Source organism: Bradyrhizobium sp. Mp27 (genome assembly GCF_029953005.1).
In the GTDB taxonomy this organism is placed as follows: domain Bacteria; phylum Pseudomonadota; class Alphaproteobacteria; order Rhizobiales; family Xanthobacteraceae; genus Bradyrhizobium; species Bradyrhizobium barranii.
Window position 1 is genome coordinate 1 of record NZ_JASAUS010000461.1, and the last position, 1704, is coordinate 1704.

At 61.2% G+C, this 1704-nt stretch carries 1 protein-coding gene; it reads left to right on the forward strand.

What is annotated here, in order from left to right; translation table 11 throughout:
• Positions 1 to 162 precede the first annotated feature (162 nt).
• Positions 163 to 1704 (forward strand): M10 family metallopeptidase C-terminal domain-containing protein (locus QJT78_RS50915; RefSeq protein ID WP_281460864.1); only part of this gene is annotated, 1542 nt, incomplete at its 3' end.

Consider the following 1704-nt stretch of genomic DNA (forward strand, 5'->3'; position numbering starts at 1 on the left):
CGCGGTTGAAGGTGATGGGGTGGCTTCGCAACCGAATCCTACGCCGCATCAGCGCTTTACACCACGCTCGCCAGCCTCTCAGGCGCCCTCTCGCGAATAAGACGGGCTAGAATCTCGCGCTTTCGTCCGCGAATCGCGTGATCCGTTGCTCCGGAGAGTCCATTGGCTAATTCTGTTACCGTTGGTGCAACCAACAACGCCGATATTGACGGCTTGCTGTCGGGCTATAAGTGGACCGGCACGATCACCTATAGCTTTCCCGACTCGGCCAGCGACTATTCCAATCCTTATTACGGCGGCAACAGTGAGCCGACATCGTCTGGCTTCGCCGCGGCGCCAAGCGCGATGCAGACGGCGATCAACTACGCGATCGGACTGATCCTCGGCTACACCAACGCCAGCATCCAGTACGTGGGGACCGACGGCGCGAACATCATGATCGCGCAGTCGTCGAAGCCCGCGACCTCCTACGCCTACTACCCCGGCGACTATGCGGCCGGCGGCGACGTCTGGTTCGGGACCCAATACGATTATTCGCTGGCCAAGCTCGGCAACTATTATTTCGCGACCGCGATGCACGAACTGGGCCACGCTCTCGGTCTCAAGCACAGCCAGGAGACCGGCGGCCCCGCCAATGTCGCGGTGCCGAGTGCGCATGACGACAGCGAATACACCATCATGAGCTATCGCAGCTATGTCGGCGCCTCGACGACCGCCGGCTACAGCAACGAGGCTTACGGATATCCGCAGACCTATATGGCCAACGATATCCTCACGCTCCAGACGATGTACGGCGCGAACTACGCGACCCAGGGTGGGAACACCGTCTACTCCTGGAATCCCACCACGGGTCAGGAGTTCATCAACGGTGTCGGGCAACTCGCGCCGGGCGGCGGCACCGGCAGCTCGGCCAACCGCATCTACGAGACGATCTGGGACGGCGGCGGCATCGATACCTACGACCTGTCCAGCTATACGACGAATCTGAGCATCAATCTCAATCCCGGCGCGACGTCGCTGTTCTCGACCGTGCAACGGGCCAATCTCGGCGACAACCAAAATCTCGGCTACGACCACTACGCCTCAGGCAACGTCTACAACGCCTATCTCTACAACAACGATGCGCGCTCCTACATCGACAACGCCACCGGCGGCTCCGGCAACGATACGATCATCGGCAACGCCATCGCCAACGTGCTGAACGGCGGCGGCGGCAACGATATGCTCACCGGCGGCGGTGGCAACGACACCATCATCGGCGGCGCCGGCACCGACACGGCGGTGTATTCCGGCAATCGGGCGAACTACGGCATCTCTTACAATTCGGCGACGCAGACACTTACGCTGGTTGACGAGCGCGCGGGTTCACCTGATGGCATCGACATGCTGGCGGGGCTGGAGAACTTCCAGTTCGCCGATGGCACGGTGACGAGTGCGACGCTGCTCAGCCAATTAGGCCCCGTAGCCCTTGAGTCGTTCGGTTCCACGACGTTGCTTCAGGTCGGGAGCAACTATGAGCTCGGCAACGCCGGACCGATGCTCAAGTACAACGGATCCATGGTGACGGCCGGGCAGTTCGCACCCTGGGTCCCAATAGGGGCGGAGCACACCGCGAGTGGTTTTGACTTCGCCTGGAAGATGCCGGGGACGGATAATTATACGGTCTGGAGCACCGACGCGAACGGCAACTATACTGGAAACCTG